Consider the following 16,350-nt stretch of genomic DNA (forward strand, 5'->3'; position numbering starts at 1 on the left):
TAAAAAAGCGTTCCAGCGCATGGGCCGCGGCTCCGACGGCGCTGGTGTAGGAATCGTATTCGATAAACCGGATATCGATATCGTTGTTGCTGAAGCTGTATACGTTTTTGGAAATGACGGCCAGCAGCTGTCTCCGGTTCTGTTCCGGCTTCAACATATAGCTGTCAATGATAAACAGGGGCGGGCTGATAAAATTGATAATGTTGGCCATGGCCAGTCCCAGATACATAATGGCGTCGTTCATCACCCGGCAGGCCAGCTGGTCGCCCAGGGCCTGAGCCTTCAGAATATCTTTTATATTAAAATGGGACGCGTCCGGGGATAAATCCTGCAGGGCGGTGCTGACACCCAGCTCCATGGCTTCCTGGCAGCGCTTGCTGATGGCCCGCTCACTGGCGTAGGCCTCCAGACAGCCCAGCTTCCCGCAGACATCACACTGACGTCCGTTCTGGTCCATAGTCATATGTCCGACCTCGCCGGCTCCCAGTATCTCCGAGGAGAGGAGACCGTTTTTGATAATCAGCGGACAGGCGATGCCGTGGGATACATAGAAATAGGCAAACATGTCCGTGGTCACGGAGGCATCCAGCAAATCCACGTGAATCGCCCTGGCCTGGGCGTTGTTTACAAGTATCACCGGAAGATCCAGAAGTCCGGATAAATCCTTGGACATATTCTTTCCATTCCAGGAGGCGCGGTAGCACTGGCGGATGGTGCCGCTGTCGCTCTCGATAAATCCGGGCACTGCCACGCCGATGCCGATAAAGGAATCCACCGGAATACCGCTTTCTTGAATTAGCTCCCCAATCCAGCCGGAGACGGCGGTGAGCATCTTCTCATATTCCATGGGAGCAATGTCACATTTCTTTTTTAACACCACCTGTCCCTTCAAATCACAGATAACCAGAATGGTAAAGTAGGGCCCCAGTTCGATACCCAGAACATGCCGGGCATTGGCGATATAATCCACGTCAATCGGTTTCCTCCCCAGACATTTGCTGCCGGCGGAAGATACCTCCTCCACAAGCCCCTCGGCCATCAGGGCGGAAATGTTGTTTGTGATAGTGGGAGGCGTCACCTCCAGCAGTTCGGCCAGTCTGGAGCGGGAGGTCGGCCCATATTTATAGATGGCCGCCTTCAATAGCTGCATACTGTTTCGTTTCATCTTCATGGTAAGATTTCCTTCTTTGCTTTATATATTTAAATTATTTAATTAAATTATACCTACCTTTTGGGAGAAAAGCAAGGAAAATCGACGACTTATTTGATTTCAAATAGTAAATATGAATAAATATCACAAAATAAGGCTTGATTTTTGTCGAATTATGTCATATAATCACAATAGATAATTAATTAAGTAAATTAAATAAAGGAGGTAAACGAGAATGAAAGCCGCTAAAAAACGGATTTCAACCAAACGACACCAGCAGATCGTCCTCAATGCCTGGTGCTGGGCTTTTCTCTCGGTCACACTGATTTTTTATGTGGCTTTCATGGGATGGCCGATTATCAGCAGCATCTACTATTCCTTTCTGGACTGGTCAGGGCTGACGGCCAACGCAAAATACGTGGGACTGGATAATTACCGGAAGCTGTTTCAGGACAAGCTGTTCTGGAACGCGTTTCAAAACAGTTTTCGGTATACGGTGATTCTGGTGCCGCTCCAGCTTGCCGTATCCCTGTTTCTGGCCTACATGCTGAACAATGCCAAATTGAAGGGAAAGAACCTTTACCGGGCCATCTGGTTCTTGCCGGTGATCACGACTTCGGCGGTGGTGGGTATCATCATGGTGTTTATCTGGAGTGAGAATGGCCCCATCAATTCCATGATGACCTTTTTCCAGCTTTTTCGGAATCCCATCAATTTTCTGGGAAACAGCCGGTATGCCATGGGGACGGTCATCGCCATATCCATATGGAAGGACAGCGGTATCTACATGATTTACTGGCTGGCAGGACTGCAGAGCGTGCCCACGGACCTCTATGAGGCGGCGGCTCTGGACGGGGCCGGCAGGGGGAAGACCTTCTATTATGTGGTGCTTCCCATGATTGCGCCGACGGCCGGCATCATTGCCATTCTCTGTACCTTGAATTCGTTGAAGGTATTTGACATTGTGCAGACCATGACTGGGGGCGGACCGTATTACGCGACGGATGTCATCGGCACCTTTGTCTACCGGACCGCATTTTCCAGCACCATCGGAATGCCGCGGATCGGATATGCCAGTGCGGCCACGATTCTGTTTGGTGTGGTGGTGATCGTCATGGGACTGGTGCTTAACTGGGTGAAGAGTTTTCTTCAGAAGAAAAGGGGGTGAGTGAGACTGTGAATAAGAAGAGAACTGTGAAGTGGCAGACCGTGTGTAAGCATGCGGGGCTGCTGGTCATCTCGTTTTTCTGGGTTTATCCGTTTTTGTGGATGACGGCGGCTGCTTTCAAGACCGATAAGGAATTCTGGGCGGACAAATTTGGCCTGATTCCAAAGACATTGACCTTTGATAACATTTCCAGGGTGTGGAATATGGCCCATTTTAATACCTATTTTATCAATACCCTGATTATCACGGTGTGCAGTGTGGCGCTGGTCATGGTGATGACGAATTTGTCCGGGTATGTGCTTGGGAGATATTCCTTTATCGGAAAGAAGCTGTTGATGGGGATTTTCCTTTCCAGTATCGCCATTCCGCTGACTACAACCATTATTCCGGTGTATCAGATTATCAAGAATATGGGGTTGATCGGAACGAAGACCGGCGTGATTCTGGCGGGAGCGGGCGGCGCCCATGTGATTTTTATTCTGCTGTACAGCAGCTTTTACAGCCAGGTGCCCATGGAACTGGAGGAGGCAGCCAAGCTGGACGGCTGTGGATTTTTCCAGACTTATTTCCATGTGCTGCGGCCGATGGCGAAACCGGTGACCGGCTCCGTGCTGATTATGGAGACCAACTGGACCTGGAACGCGTTTATGCTGCCGCTGGTGCTGACCCTCAACAATCCGTCCTCACGGACGCTGGCTGTGGGACTCTACCAGTTCCAGGGGGAGAACAGCGTGGACTGGACCGGAATTGCGGCGGGCGGTGTGATTGCGACCATCCCGATTATTATTTTGTTTTTGTTTACCCAGCAGCTGTTTGTGGAAGGGGTGGCAGGAGCCGTTAAAAATTAAAAGAGAGGAGAAGATGTAGTGAAACTGGGGTTTATGACAAATATTCTGGCGCAGAACGGAATGAAGAGCTTGACAGAGATTAGTGACTGGGCGCTGGAAAACGGATTTGAGGATATGGAGGTGGGGCCGCTTGTTCCGCTGGATGAGGGGGAATTTGGGCGGACTCTTGACAAGGGAATCAGCATCACGGCTCTTGCCTATTGCCGGAATTATCTGAGTACGGACGAGGAGGAGGCGGCTCTCCATCTGGCGGAGCTGAAAAAGCGGATTCTGTTTGCCTCCGGGATGGGGATTGAGAAGGTGGTCACATCCACGGGGATCGACAAGAGTGTGGAGGAAGGCGTCTATGACAGGGCGGACGCTATCCGGAAGATTCCGGTACGGAGCTTCGACGCTTTCTGCCGCGTCTTTGAGCCGATTGTGGAACTGGCGGAGGAGAAGAAGGTGAAGGTGGCATTTGAGAACTGTCCGCTGATGGGGAACATCGCCATCTCTCCGGTGATGTGGGAGATGATTCTCAAGAAGTTTGACAGTCCCTATGTGGGACTTGCGTTTGACCCGTCCCATCTGGTATGGCAGTTTATCGACCCATACCGGGCGGCGGAGACATTTTCAGAAAGGATTCTTCATGTCCATGCCAAGGATACGGTGATTGACAGGGAGAGGTTGTCAGAGTGCGGAATTCTGACGGATTTCAGCTGGTGGAGTTACCAGATACCGGGAAGAGGGGAACTGGACTGGAAGCGGCTCTTTGGAATTTTAAGGCAGGCGGGATATGATGGGACGATCAGTCTGGAGCACGAGGATGCGGAGTTTGCACATTCCCTGGGGGAGATAAAGACGGGGATGCTGGAAGCCAGAGATTATGTCAGAACAATGATGGAATAGGAGGACAGAATGATTAGAATCGGAATTGTTGGTTTGGGGTACACAGTGGGAATATCCAATCAGCATGCAATTGCCTGGAAGCTGATACCGGGGGCCAGGATTGCGGCGGTGTACGATGTGAGGACGGAAAGAGGGGAGGAGTTTGTCAAACGGCACCAGCTGGATGGGGCGGCGGTGTGCCAGAGCTATGAGGAGCTGCTGGACCAGGTGGACGCGGTCTGTATCTGCACGCCCAATGTCACCCATGTGGATTTGGCGGTGACGGCATTGAAGGCGGGAAAGCACGTTCTGTGTGAAAAACCGTTTGCCCTCCGGGAGGAGGACTGCCAGGAGGCGCTCAACTATGCGCAGCTGAGCGGAAAGGTGTGCATGATTGGACTCTGCTACCGGTATATTCCGGCCTTCCGCTACATGAAGCAGCTGATTCAGGATGGCGCGCTGGGGGAAGTCTTCTGGGGACGCCAGGTAATGTGTTCCGACAGAATGGCCAATCCGGGGGTGCTCTGCGAGTGGAGGATGCAGAAGGCTTTCTCCGGCACCGGTGTTATCGGGGATTTGGGAAGCCATATGCTTGATATGACGGAGTGGCTGCTGGGAGAGCAGTGCGGCGGCCTGGCAAAATTCCAGTGTATGGACAGCACGAGAATCACCGAGCGGGAGGAGATAGGAACCGGTAGAAGACGGGCGGTGACCAACGATGATGTGGCCAGTTTCACCGGGCAGATGGAAAATGGAGTGCTGATTTCCTACACCGTAGCCCGTCTTGGCGGACCTGGACATACCTTTGAACTGTACGGAAGCGGCGGCAGTCTGGTGTATGACGGAAGCAGGCCGTTCGAGGTTGGCATCCGGAGGAAACCGTTCGAGGGCGGGTATCAGGAGGCATTGACCTTCATACCGGTGCCGGAGGAATACTATATGACGGCGGAGAACACGCCGGTGGAGCCGTTTACCATCAACTTCTTCCACCAGGCGGAGGATTTCCTGGACTGCATTTTAAACGGGAAGCATCCGGAGACCGACTTTGAGCGCGGTGCCCACATTCAGAGACTGATTGATACCATCGAGCGGGCAGCGGAGAGCGGAGTGACGGAGGACGTGAGAGACTGAACACATTCATAAGAAAAGGAGAGAGGAATCATGTTTATTGGAAATCATGCGGTACTTTTTGGGGAGAAACTGGCGACGGAGACGGCGGATGTGATTGCCGGCCTTGGACGAAGCGGGTGTGACGGAATTGAGGCGGGGCTGCGTTTCCTGACTCCGGATTTCAGGGATGAACTGAAAGGGGAGTTAGACGCCAATCATTTACAGCTTAGCGCTTACCATGTGAGCACCATGGCCACGGATGTGCTCGATAAGCCGGAGGAAGTAAAAAAAATCTTTGAGCAGGCGGCAAAATTCCTGGAGGTATTCCCGGTGAAGAATATCATGTATACCCAGCTGCCGGCGGAGAATCTGGATTTGACTGCCGAGGAGTGGGACCCGCGACTTCGGGATGAGGCGAGCCTGAAGCGGATGGCGGAGTTTTTGGATGAACTGGCCGTGGACCTGGCGTCAAAGGGGATTACGCTTCATTTCCACAATCACAACTGGGAGTTTGACGATGGAGGAAAATGGTTCCTTGCCATTGTCAATCACGCGCCCCATGTGCATCTGGGACTGGATCTTGGATGGACCTATATGGCAGGCTGGGACGCCGTGGAGGTGCTGGAGCGTTATCAGGACAGAATCCGCTATGTTCATCTGAGAGATTTGAACTTTAAACAGGTTGGCACGTTTAAGAATTTTACGGATATCCAATATAACGGGTTTGTGGATTTGGGAACCGGGGATGTGCCTTTTGAGAAAGTGGTGGACATGCTCATGGAGTCGACGGGGAATGAAGGGTGGCTGACGATTGAGTATGAGATGGGAGAGGTGAGTTACGAGAGGTATGAAAAGGCAACCTCCGTGCTGACGGAACTGATAAAAAGTCATGAAGGGCGGAAGTAGTTATGGCAGTCAGATTTTTAGAGGAGACGGTCCAAAGGTTTTTGTCTGAACAGGATATCAATGCATTTCAAATGGAATACAGGGAGGTATTTGACACCATCAGAAGGGGTCAGGACACGAGATATCAGGACAGTCTAGGCTGGTTTCACACACTTCGGTATGCCGGTGAAGCACAGCTGAAGGCCATCATGGAGACCGCCGACAGGGTGAGAACAGATGGAGACGCCTTCGTCATCGTGGGGGTGGGGGGCTCCAATCAGGCGGCAAGAGCCGTCATTGAAAGTCTGGGCTCTGCCGGAGGCATGACGGTCTACTATGCGGGCAATACGCTGTCCCCCTACAACCTGACCTCCGTGTTACGGGAATTGAAGGACAAATCGGTCTATGTGAATGTGATTGCAAAGAATTTCTCTACCCTGGAGCCGGGAATCAGCTTCCGCATGCTGCGCAGATTTTTAACAGAGAAATATGGAAGTGAATCCGGCCGGCGGGTGATCGTGACTGGGACGCCAGGCAGTGAACTGGAGGCCATCAGCCGGAGGGAGGGGTACACCTTCCTGGAGTTTCCGGAGGATATCGGGGGGCGGTATTCGGCATTCAGCAGCGTCGGCATTTTCCCTATGGCGGTGGCAGGCGTGGATATCAGGAAGCTGGTCCTGGGAGCCGTGGATATGGAGCGGAAGCTTCTGGAGGACGGTTCCTTTCAGAACATAGCGTTCCGCTACGCATCCATCCGCAATCTGCTGGCAAGACAGGGGAAGCAGATTGAGATTCTCTCCTTTTTTGAGCCACGGTTAAAGTTTTTTGCCAAGTGGTGGGTGCAGCTGTTTGCGGAGAGCGAGGGAAAGCAGGGGAAGGGGATTTATCCTTCCGCCTGCGAGATGTCGGAGGAACTCCACTCCGTGGGCCAGTTTATCCAGGATGGAAGTCCCATTCTGTTTGAGACATTTTTACAGGTGATGGATTCGGGGGCGGAGTATTGCCTGACGGACGACGAGGTGGAGGATGGGTTCCACTATTTAAATAACAGGGAGTTGGGGTGGGTCAACCAGGTGGCATACCAGGCCACCATGCAGGCCCACGGAGAGCATCTGCCCTGCATCAGTCTGACGGTGGACCGGCTGGATGAGTATCATTATGGACAACTGTTTTATTTCTTCATGTTCAGTTGTTATCTGTCGGGGAGCTTTATGAAAGTGAATCCTTTTGACCAGCCAGGAGTGGAAAATTATAAGAGATATATGTTTCAGGAACTGCAAAAAGTAGTCTGACACGACAAAGGAGAAGGGAACGTTATGAAAAAAGGAATCAGAAAGGCTTTATCATTATTGGCAGTTACGGGATTGCTGGCAGGCAGCATAAGCGGGTGTGCACTGCCGTCCACCAAGCAGGAAGAACCGGCGTCAGCGGCCCAGACGGAGAAGTCGTCTGAAAAAGCGGCTGAAAAACCGTCCAAGATGGAGGGGACGGGAGAAGAGATTACCCTGAGAGTCTGGGATTACTGTGACTCCACCGTAACACAGCGGGATGCCTTCCACAAGGAATTTGAGGAGAAGCATCCGGGGGTTAAGGTGGAATATACCTGCATGACACAGGATATGCTGTCGCAGTCCATCGTCACCTCGCTGTCCTCCGGGGAGGGACCGGATGTTTTCTATCTGCCGAGTACTATGACACTGGGGAAAGCGGTGGAGGAACAGATGGTGGTTCCCATCAGCGATTACATTGAGGCGGATTGGTTTGACTGCCTGATTGACGAAGTGTTTATCGACGGTATCACCATGATTGGGGATGATTATTACGGGTTTCCGGAGCAGAAGGCCATTGCAAGCAGTCTGATGTTCTACAATAAAAATGTGCTGGATCAAGCCGGGGTGACGGAACTTCCAAAGACTTGGGATGAATTTCTGGAGGTCTGCCGTCAGGTGACGGAAAAAACCGATGCCTACGGTCTGATCGAGGGCGGCCAGCAGGCGTGGAGAATGGAAACGCTGGTCCGGACCTTTGCCCAGATTGCCGGCGCCCAGGTGGCCGGATTTGGCCGGGTGCTGACGGTGAATGGGAAAGCGGATTTTGACTCCCAGGGCATGAAAGATACCTTCGCCTTCTTCCAGCAGCTGGTGGATGATGGCAGTCTTCATCCGGATACGGTGACCATATCGGCTCCGGTAGCCAGAGAGCGGTTTGCCCAGAATGAGGCGGCCTTCCTTGTGTCAGGGATGTTCTGTATCGCCGCATGGCAGGAGAACAACCCGGATTTGCAGTTCGGCATCATGCCTGTTCCGACACCGGGAGCGGAGCGGAAATACTGCCAGGCCGGCGGGGATTACAGCATGAATACCTATGTGATAGCGTCCACCTCCAAACACCCGGAGATGGGAGCGGAATACTTAAAATGCATGTACAGTGAAGACTATTCCTACCAGAAATCCTGTGTCGGCGACGGCGCATGGCTCTCCATCGTGGATGGCATTAATGATAAATATTTAACAAATGAATTGTCCAAGCAGTACTATGATATTTTGAATGAGACCACGGTGATGTACCCAAGCGCGGAGCGCCGGGATACCAAGGTCAATGATTTCTACTCCCAGGTGGTGGATGTGAAACCGGGAGCCGGAGATTTGCTCCAGGGTGTCTTCTCCAAATCCTTGCCGGATTATGAGACCGCGCTCAAAACACTGGCCGACAACTCCACCGCGGAGTGGAAGCGGGCCTGCGAGGCGGCCGGTGTCGATTACCAGCTGCTTGATTTTACTGGCTGGGATATGTCAAGGGACTTCACACCGGAAGATTATGAATAGGAAGATGGAAAGAGAAATACGGAAAAATACAGGCAAAATATAGACAAAATGCAGACAAATGATAGACCGATCAGGCCGGGAATGGATTTCCCAGCCTGATTTTATGCATAGGCGGGACAAAGTTTGCGCAAATTTAGTCTTGTGAATCTCCCTGATTCATACTATAATTAAGTGAAAATTGTTTAGGAGCAAAAAGAATGCGGGTAATTGCAGGCAGCGCGAGAAGGCTGAATTTGAAAACCATAGAAGGTCTGGACACCCGTCCGACCACAGACAGAATCAAAGAGACATTATTTAACATGATAAATTTAAGACTTCCGGGGAGCACGTTTTTAGATTTGTTCAGCGGGAGCGGCGGGATTGGCATTGAGGCGCTGAGCCGCGGGGCCGTGCAGGCGGTTTTTGTGGAGCAGAATCCGAAGGCGGTGGAGTGTATCCGGGAGAATTTAAGGACGACCAGGCTGGAGGAGAAGGCGGTGGTGATGGCCTGCGACGCGCTTTCGGGGTTAAAGCGGCTGGAGGGGAAGAATTACGTGTTTGACACGGTGTTCATGGACCCGCCCTATGACAGGGAGCTGGAGCGGCTGGCGCTGGAATATCTGGCGGGCTCGGAGTTGATTGATGAGAACTCCGTCATCATCGTGGAAGCTTCGCTGGCTACGGATTTTTCCTACGTGGATTCCCTGGGGTACCAGGTGACAAAGAGCAAAGAGTACAAGACCAACAAGCATGTGTTTATCACAAAAGGAGAATAAGATGTCAATAGCCGTTTATCCTGGAAGTTTCGACCCGGTGACCCTGGGTCATCTCGATATCATTGAGCGGACCGCTCGGATTATGGACAGGGTTATCATTGGAGTTTTAAATAATAATTCCAAAACTCCGTTGTTTTCTGTCGAAGAACGTGTTAATATGTTAAGGAGTGTTACTGCACATATCACCAACGTGGAAGTCCAGTCTTTTGATGGACTTTTAGTTGATTTTGTCAGGAAGAACGGAGCCAATGTCATTGTCAGAGGGCTGCGCGCCATCACGGACTTTGAGTACGAGCTCCAGCTGTCCCAGACCAATCGGATCATTGCACCGGAGATAGATACCTTATTCCTGACTACGAACCTGAAGTATTCTTATTTGAGTTCCAGCATCGTGAAGGAGATTGCCACCTACCATGGGGATATCAGCGCCTTCCTTCCACCGGAGATACTGGAGCAGGTTGAGAAGAAGATAAACGATAAGAATCATCCGTAGAAAGTGAGGAGATTACATAGTATGAGTAGAATTGAACAGTTGATTGAGGAGATTGAGGAGTACATTGACGGCTGCAAGTTCCAGCCTTTATCCAACACCAAGATTCTGGTGAACAAGGAAGAACTGGAGGAACTGCTGGTAGAACTGCGCCTGCGGATTCCGGATGAGATTAAGAAATACCAGAAGATTATCAGCAACCAGGACGTGATTCTGAACGAGGCCAGAGCCCAGGCGGATGCCATGATTCAGGAGGCCAACGCCCAGACTAACGAGTTGGTCAACGAGCATGAGATTATGCAGAGAGCCTACGCGACGGCCAACCAGGTGGTGGAGCAGGCCAATGCCCAGGCTCAGGAGATTGTGGATGCCGCAGCCAACGACGCTTACAACATCCGTCAGAACGCCATGCAGTATACCGATGATATGTTAAACAGCCTTCAGAATATTATTGCCCACTCCATGGAGGGAGCACAGGGCAGATTTGACGCCTTTTTGTCTTCCATGCAGTCCAGCTACGATATTGTGACCAACAACCGCAACGAGCTGTCCGGCGCTATCGTCCAGGTACCTGAGGAAATGCCGCCAACAGAAGAATAAGGATCAGACAGGAGACTGCGCTGTGAAGCATTTTCCACAAAATATAATGCCGGATGGATAATCCGGCTTTTTTGGCGTTCTCCGACAGGACGCTGTTGGTCTGGAAAATGCCGGACATGCCGCCAAATGCCGTCACCGCCACGATGGCCAGGGCCTGGGCGGGGCCAGTCATGTGAAAGGACAGAGACTGGATTCCGGTGGTGATTTCCACAACGCCCAGGAGGACGGCCTGGGAGGCGCCGTAATCTTTAAGAAGGGTCTGGAGGAAGCAGGCCAGGATGGAGAAGAGCATGATATAGCCGCCGATTTTCACCATCACCTCCACGGAGCTCATCATGGTTTTGTCGAAGGACAGGGCCTTGTCAGGCTTTCTTACCACTCCCTGGCAGGCGCCGTGGATGCCGTAATACCTTCTGGAGAGCAGGGACAGGGGAAGGATGGGCAGATAGAGGGCGATGAGGAGGAAGGCCATGGGGATATTGCTGGCCATACAGCCGGCCACGTACCCTAAGAGAAACATGGGGCTTGGGTGGTTGCAGATGGACAGCAGGTAGGAGGCCTCCTGGCCGGTGATGCGGTTGTCCTCCAGAAATTCGCTGCATGTCTTGGCGCCCATGGGATAGCCGCAGAGGAGACCGGATATCAGGATGTAGCTTCCCGCTGGCGACAGCTTCAGCACATGGGTTAACAGGGGCTTGAAGGGCCAGGTCAGCAGATGGATGGCGTCCAGGGCCACGATGACGTTGGAGCATATCATGAAGGGAAGCAGGGTGGGAAGCACGGTCTGGGACCAGAGAAGCAGGCCGTTTTTGGCGCCCTCGTATGCGAGATGGGGATGGGAGAGCAGCAGAAGGAGAATCAGGACGGCTGCCGCGCCCTGGATGGATTTTTTCATAGGCACCGGAATAAGATAGTTTATACACTATATGAGACGGGGACGATAAGATATGATAGTGATTCTGATACTGATTGTGCTGCTTGCCATGTTCCAGGTGACCATGACGGATTATCTGGTGAACAATCCGGATTTCTACCAGCTGGATGCCTACACATGGGAGAGCGATGATTTCCGTGCCCTGCAGCTGGGGGAGCTGGTTGCTTCCCTGCCGGTGGACGGAAACCTGGATTATGACATGCTTACCACCCTGATGATAGAGCAGGAATATGATTTGACGAAGTTAAAGGAGACCTCCTACCACAAGGAGCGGCTGGTGGAGCGGCGGGGGGCCGATTACCAGAAGCTGCGCCATGCCTACGAGAGCATTTTCGCGGATTTGAAATATTTCCCAATCCCGGAGAGTACGGATGCGTCCGTGCCGGAGGTAACCTTTGAGAATGGGTGGATGGATAAGCGGACCTACGGCGGAGAGCGGGGCCATGAGGGCTGTGATATCATGGGGACGGAGCGGGAGCGGGGCTTCTATCCGGTGCTGAGTATGAGTGACGGAGTGGTGGAGAAGGTGGGCTGGCTGGAGAAGGGCGGCTGGCGGATCGGCATCCGGGCGCCGTCGGGACTCTATCTCTACTATGCCCATCTGTACAGTTACAGCAGGGACTGGCAGGAGGGGGATGTGGTCAAGGCGGGGGAGCTGCTTGGATTTATGGGGGATACGGGATACAGCGCCGTGGAAGGGACGGTGGGGAATTTTGACGTCCACCTCCATGTGGGCTTTTACATCAAGACGGACCACTACGATGAATTGAGCGTGAATCCCTACTGGGCGCTCCGCTATCTGGAGAAAAATAGAATAAAAGTTAAATTTTAGGCGGTCTACGATGGCTATGTAACCGGAATGTAACCACGTCATCTTATAATAGGGGCATAAGAGGAAAGATAGGAGATGCTCAATGTCTCTGTCCGGGGTGAAAAATATGAAGAAAACGACTTATCTGATAGTTTTGACCGCCGCACTGGCGGCTCTGGCCGGCGTCGCCGGGACACTTGCATGGCTGACGGATACGGATACCGCTGCCAATGTTGTCACGACCGGCAATGTGAAGATTGCCATTTACGAAAATGAAAAGAAGATAACAAAGAACACTGCCGACCGGTTTGACGGCGCCTGCCTGCCGGGGCAGAAACTCGACAAGCGGGTGAAGGTGGCCAACGAGGGAAAAAACAATGCCTACGTGCGGATTTCCGTCCAGAACGAGGGCGGTCTGACGCTGTCGGAGCTTGGGGCGCAGTGGGCGGAGTATCACGGATATTACTACTACACTACGGTTCTGGACGCCGGGACGAACACCAGCGAGCTGATCACCTACGTGATGATTCCGGAGGACTGGGCCGGTGCCAACGAGGGGAAAGAGCTGAAGGTGGTCATCAATGCACAGGCCATCCAGTCGGACAATCAGGATGTGGTGGATGTGCTTCACCCCACTCTGGAGGAACTGGAGACCATCTTTGGGTCAGCGATGATCCAGCCGGCTGAGCCGGACGGGGAGACGGAGACAGACCCTGGTTCGGAGCCAAATCCGGATGAGACGACAAAGCCGGATGAGACGACAGAGCCAGGTCAGAAGGTGATGGAGTGGCTTCAGGAGCAGTTGAACACCTCCGGAAGCACGGTGCAGACCATTCTCACCAGAGTGACGGAGAGTCTTGACTCCACGGGGCCAAACTACGCGAAAGAGATAGAGAAAGCGCTGCAGGAGGCAGGTATCGAGGAGCCGGAGACGGATTACAGCTGGCAGATTCGCCGGGAGGCGGACGGAAGCGGCACCATCTACTGGGTGGATGGCAGCAATATCAATGATAACGAGGCCGGCGATATTGTGAGCGCGCTTCGTTACAATACAAAAATCGGAGTTGTGGAAGGTTCCAGGGACATGATTATCTACTCCAAGATTGTGCTGGACAGCAAAAATGTACCACAGGTTGTCAACTATCTGGTTCCCTACGAGCCGGAGTTGGAAGACCAGACAGGGATTCTGTGGCTGGCCAAAAACATGGTGGCTAACAGCACGCTGAACCAGTATTTTGGAGCCACGGGAGCGAGAACTATGGATTCTAGCGGCGTCAACTTTGGAAAACCGGTATCCTCCGCGTTGACGGCGGAGACGGGACTGTCATCCGACAGCTTCCTCTGGAAAATAGAGAGACCGGCGACAGATAAGTCCTGCAATTTCTACTGGGCGGATGTGAACCCGGAGGAGTGCCAGACTGGAGCGTGGGTGACTGCGGTGCGCTACAACGGTTATACCGGTGAATTGACCGAGGGCCAGTGCCAGATAGCGGCGGACGGCAATGGGAAAAAACTGGGAGCATTTCAGGCAGACTAAATGATTTTGATAGCAGATGAGAGCGGCAGGTTTTGAATTTACGAAACCTGCCGCCTTTTTATTTAGAGGAGTGGTGCGGTGCCGGGAGACGGCGGAGTTTGTGCCGTCCACTCTTTGCTCTGGAATTATGGCAGGGTTTGTGATACAATTACATAATTGAAAACTTGTAATCAGACTGGAGAGAGATTGTGAATCGGATGGAACTGCCGGAGCGTTATATAGAAAAGATGAGACAGCTGCTTGGGGATGAGTTTTCGCCCTATCTGGACAGCTTTGAAACACCTTCCGTGAACGGACTCAGGGTGAATACGGGGAAGGTGGATGTGGAGCATTTTCTGGAAATGTTGCCGTCTGGCCTTAACCTGGAGCGGGTGCCCTGGATAGAAAACGGGTTTTATTATCCGCAGGAGGAGCGGCTTTCCAAGGATGTTTACTACTATGCGGGGCTGTATTATCTGCAGGAGCCAAGCGCCATGACGCCGGCCTCCCTGCTTCCTGTGGAACCGGGGGATATGGTGCTGGACGTGTGCGCGGCTCCGGGAGGAAAGAGCACGGAGCTGGGCGTGAAATTAAAGGGACGGGGAATGCTGGTGGCCAATGATATCAGCAATTCCAGGGCCAAGGCCCTCCTCAAGAATCTGGAGTTGTTTGGCATTCCCAATATCTGCGTGACCAGTGAGACGCCGGAGAAGCTGGCCGGGGTGTTCCCGGAGTTTTTCGACAAGATTCTGGTGGATGCGCCCTGTTCCGGAGAAGGCATGTTCCGGCGGGATAAGGATATGGTGAAGAGCTGGCTGGAGAAGGGGCCGGAGTATTACTGCCAGCTTCAGAGAGAGATTACCGGACAGGCCGTGGAAATGTTGAAGCCAGGAGGTTATCTCCTGTATTCCACCTGTACGTTTGACAGGGAGGAGGACGAGGGGACGATCGAGTACCTTCTGGAGCGGTACCCGGAGCTGGAGCTGGTGAAACTGCCGTTGTTTGACGGGGCGGTGGACGGGATTGGACTCTCTGGGTGTATCCGGCTGTTTCCTCATCGGATTAAGGGAGAGGGACATTTTGTCGCCCTTTTGCATAAAAAGAAGTCGGATTTGGAATATGAATGGCGCATGGTTGCCCAGGATGACGGAACATGGAGAGACAGTGTCCGAAATCTGGCTGGCAAACCTTCATCCGGCCGCCGTCTTCGGGAGCAGGAGCCGGAACTTTCCAAATTTCTGGATATGGTTGACTGGGAGTTTGACGATGGCCGGCTGGTGGAGAAGAACGGCAGTGTGTATTATCTGCCGGAGGGATTTCCGGAGAATTCCCGGCTGCGGTTTCTGCGGACGGGGCTCCTGATGGGAGAACTGAAAAAAGGACGGTTTGAGCCGGGACAGGCCCTTGCCATGGCGCTGTCGCCGGAGACATTTTCCCAGACGATCTCCTTTGAGCGGGGAGATGAGAGGGTTATCCGGTATCTGAAGGGGGAGACCATTTCCCTGACGGAGTCGGAGGGGCCTTTAAAGGGCTGGTGCCTGGTCTGCGTGGACGGGTTTGCGCTGGGCTTTGCGAAGGGCACCGGGATGGCCCTGAAAAACAAATATTATCCGGGATGGCGGTGGCAGTGATGACAGGACAGATGCGGTTGGACAAATATCTTGGCGAGATGGGAATGGGAACCAGAAGCCAGTTGAAGGAAGCGGCGAAAAAAGGCCGGATTCTCGTCAACGGGGAAGTGGAGAAGAAGACGGAGCGAAAGATTGTGCCGGGAAACGATGTGGTTTCGTTCGATGGCCAGCCGGTATCCTACGTGGAGATGGAATATTACATGTTAAACAAGCCCCAGGGCGTGGTGTCGGCCACGGAGGACAAGCGCCATCGGACGGTGGTGGAGCTGGTTGGTGACAGGAAGCGGGATGACTTGTTTCCGGTGGGGCGGCTGGATATCGATACGGAAGGTCTGCTGCTGATCACCAATGACGGGGATTTGGCCCACCGGCTGCTGTCCCCGAAACGCCATGTGGACAAGGTGTATTTTGCACGGATAGAGGGGGAACTCCCGGCGGACGCGGGGGAGCGGCTGGCACGGGGAATCACCCTGACGGACGGCACGCCGACCCTTCCGGCCAGGCTGGAGATCCAAAAGCAGGACGGCGGGGAGTCGGAGATTCTGCTCACCATCCATGAGGGAAAATTCCATCAGGTGAAGCGGATGTTCGAGGCCCTGGGATGCCAGGTGGTCTACCTAAAACGAATGTCCATGGGGCCGCTGGTCCTGGACGGAGAGTTACAGCCGGGAGAGTACCGGGCGCTGAACGAAGAGGAACTGGAAGCGTTGAAAAATGCTTAGATGACAGGAAGCGCAGAGACAAAGAGACAGGATAACAG

The 16,350-nt window shown here is 53.0% G+C and carries 16 protein-coding genes; 14 read left to right on the forward strand and 2 right to left on the reverse strand.

Going from position 1 to position 16,350, the window contains the following annotated elements; genetic code table 11:
* A partial coding sequence (locus HMPREF9473_RS12370; RefSeq protein WP_006780453.1) for an ROK family transcriptional regulator occupies positions 1-1,171 on the reverse strand: 1,171 nt, incomplete at its 3' end.
* A 214-nt stretch (positions 1,172-1,385) separates the two neighbouring features.
* On the opposite strand from HMPREF9473_RS12370, the gene HMPREF9473_RS12375 reads away from it, so the two are divergent.
* From HMPREF9473_RS12375 to HMPREF9473_RS12420, 10 genes are all read left to right on the forward strand, one after another.
* Positions 1,386-2,318, forward strand: a complete 933-nt coding sequence (locus HMPREF9473_RS12375) for a carbohydrate ABC transporter permease (RefSeq protein WP_006780454.1) — start codon at positions 1,386-1,388, stop codon at positions 2,316-2,318.
* Positions 2,319-2,326: 8 nt separating this feature from the next.
* Entirely contained in the window at positions 2,327-3,166 is an 840-nt protein-coding gene (locus HMPREF9473_RS12380) for a carbohydrate ABC transporter permease (RefSeq protein ID WP_006780455.1), read from the forward strand.
* A gap of 18 nt (positions 3,167-3,184) precedes the next feature.
* Positions 3,185-4,054, forward strand: coding sequence for a sugar phosphate isomerase/epimerase family protein (locus HMPREF9473_RS12385; protein WP_006780456.1), 870 nt, complete (start codon positions 3,185-3,187; stop codon positions 4,052-4,054).
* A gap of 9 nt (positions 4,055-4,063) precedes the next feature.
* Positions 4,064-5,164, forward strand: a complete 1,101-nt coding sequence (locus HMPREF9473_RS12390; protein WP_006780457.1) for a Gfo/Idh/MocA family protein — start codon at positions 4,064-4,066, stop codon at positions 5,162-5,164.
* Between the two features lie 30 nt (positions 5,165-5,194).
* Positions 5,195-6,049 (forward strand): sugar phosphate isomerase/epimerase family protein, encoded by an 855-nt coding sequence (locus HMPREF9473_RS26200; RefSeq protein WP_006780458.1) that lies wholly within the window; start codon positions 5,195-5,197, stop codon positions 6,047-6,049.
* Between the two features lie 2 nt (positions 6,050-6,051).
* Positions 6,052-7,320 carry a hypothetical protein gene (locus tag HMPREF9473_RS12400; protein WP_006780459.1) on the forward strand — a complete coding sequence of 423 codons (1,269 nt, stop codon included), beginning with the start codon at positions 6,052-6,054 and terminating at the stop codon, positions 7,318-7,320.
* 24 nt (positions 7,321-7,344) lie between these two features.
* Positions 7,345-8,853: an ABC transporter substrate-binding protein gene (locus HMPREF9473_RS12405; protein WP_006780460.1), complete on the forward strand. Its 1,509-nt coding sequence runs from the start codon at positions 7,345-7,347 to the stop codon at positions 8,851-8,853.
* A 197-nt stretch (positions 8,854-9,050) separates the two neighbouring features.
* Positions 9,051-9,608, forward strand: a complete 558-nt coding sequence (gene rsmD, locus HMPREF9473_RS12410) for a 16S rRNA (guanine(966)-N(2))-methyltransferase RsmD (RefSeq protein WP_006780461.1) — start codon at positions 9,051-9,053, stop codon at positions 9,606-9,608.
* 1 nt (position 9,609) lies between these two features.
* Positions 9,610-10,101 carry a pantetheine-phosphate adenylyltransferase gene (gene coaD / locus HMPREF9473_RS12415; protein ID WP_006780462.1) on the forward strand — a complete coding sequence of 164 codons (492 nt, stop codon included), beginning with the start codon at positions 9,610-9,612 and terminating at the stop codon, positions 10,099-10,101.
* A gap of 21 nt (positions 10,102-10,122) precedes the next feature.
* Complete coding sequence (locus HMPREF9473_RS12420) at positions 10,123-10,698, forward strand: hypothetical protein (protein WP_006780463.1); 576 nt, start codon at positions 10,123-10,125, stop codon at positions 10,696-10,698.
* Here the strand turns inward: HMPREF9473_RS12420 and HMPREF9473_RS12425 are convergent.
* Entirely contained in the window at positions 10,655-11,593 is a 939-nt protein-coding gene (locus tag HMPREF9473_RS12425) for a hypothetical protein (RefSeq protein WP_006780464.1), read from the reverse strand. The two genes, HMPREF9473_RS12420 and HMPREF9473_RS12425, sit on opposite strands and share 44 nt — an antisense overlap.
* A gap of 52 nt (positions 11,594-11,645) precedes the next feature.
* Here HMPREF9473_RS12425 and HMPREF9473_RS12430 point away from each other — a divergent pair, with 52 nt between their 5' ends.
* The 4 genes from HMPREF9473_RS12430 to HMPREF9473_RS12445 all read left to right on the forward strand — a co-directional run bounded on the left by HMPREF9473_RS12430 (position 11,646) and on the right by HMPREF9473_RS12445 (position 16,312).
* On the forward strand, positions 11,646-12,464 hold the full coding sequence (locus tag HMPREF9473_RS12430; protein ID WP_006780465.1) for a M23 family metallopeptidase: 819 nt from the start codon (positions 11,646-11,648) through the stop codon (positions 12,462-12,464).
* A 106-nt stretch (positions 12,465-12,570) separates the two neighbouring features.
* Entirely contained in the window at positions 12,571-13,980 is a 1,410-nt protein-coding gene (locus HMPREF9473_RS12435) for a SipW-dependent-type signal peptide-containing protein (protein WP_157140217.1), read from the forward strand.
* A 197-nt stretch (positions 13,981-14,177) separates the two neighbouring features.
* Complete coding sequence (locus HMPREF9473_RS12440) at positions 14,178-15,590, forward strand: RsmF rRNA methyltransferase first C-terminal domain-containing protein (protein WP_034858360.1); 1,413 nt, start codon at positions 14,178-14,180, stop codon at positions 15,588-15,590.
* Positions 15,590-16,312 (forward strand): pseudouridine synthase, encoded by a 723-nt coding sequence (locus HMPREF9473_RS12445; protein ID WP_006780468.1) that lies wholly within the window; start codon positions 15,590-15,592, stop codon positions 16,310-16,312. Before HMPREF9473_RS12440 ends, HMPREF9473_RS12445 begins: the two co-directional genes overlap by 1 nt.
* Positions 16,313-16,350 lie beyond the last annotated feature (38 nt).

This window comes from Hungatella hathewayi WAL-18680 (assembly GCF_000235505.1).
Lineage (GTDB): Bacteria > Bacillota > Clostridia > Lachnospirales > Lachnospiraceae > Hungatella_A > Hungatella_A hathewayi_A.